Annotated in this window: 1 protein-coding gene; it reads left to right on the top strand. The window is 59.6% G+C overall.

What is annotated here, in order from left to right; all coding sequences use genetic code 11:
- The coding region (locus PDO_RS16980) for a pentapeptide repeat-containing protein (RefSeq protein WP_007604640.1) at nucleotides 1-686 on the top strand (686 nt) is incomplete at both ends.

Raw genomic sequence — 686 nt, 5'->3', positions numbered from 1 at the left:
AAACCTCTTAAGGCAAACGGAGGGGAAAACAACAGACTAGGCAAGACGGATGCTGAGCCTACTGCCGCAAGAGAGTACTGCGCGCAGGGGGAACCCAAGGACGCGAATCTGCGCAACGGGGACTTCGCTGGGGCGGATCTCGAGCAGGTTCGCCTCGCGGGGGCAAGCCTCAAGGAGGCGAATTTCACTGAGGCGAACCTCAAGGGGGCGAACCTCCGCGGGGCCGACTGCGATGGTGCGAATTTCACTCGGGCGGATCTCAAGAGTGCGGATCTCCGCTGGGCCGACTGCGATGGTGCGAATTTCACTGGGGCGAACCTCGAGAGTGCGGTTCTCCAGCATACGGATCTCACAAATGCGAACCTCGATCGCGCCGATCTCCGTGACGCGGACCTCCATGGGACGATCCTCCATCGGGCGAACCTCACTGGGGCTATCCTTAGCGGAGCGAAGCTGGACAAGGCGAGTCTCATTCAGGCAATCGCGCAGAAGGCAAATCTCCAGGGCGTGGATCTCAGCGGGGCGGATCTCACTGATATGAATCTCAGCCGTGTGGACTTCACAGCAGTGAACCTCAAAGGGGCTATCTTCACTGGGACGAACCTCACTGGGGCTATCTTTAGCGGAGCGAAGCTGGACAAGGCGAGCCTCATTCAGGCAATCGCGCAGAAGGCAAATCTCCAGGG

Source organism: Rhizobium sp. PDO1-076 (assembly GCF_000247475.1).
GTDB lineage: Bacteria > Pseudomonadota > Alphaproteobacteria > Rhizobiales > Rhizobiaceae > Allorhizobium.
This window is presented reverse-complemented; position numbering and strand designations above follow the sequence as displayed.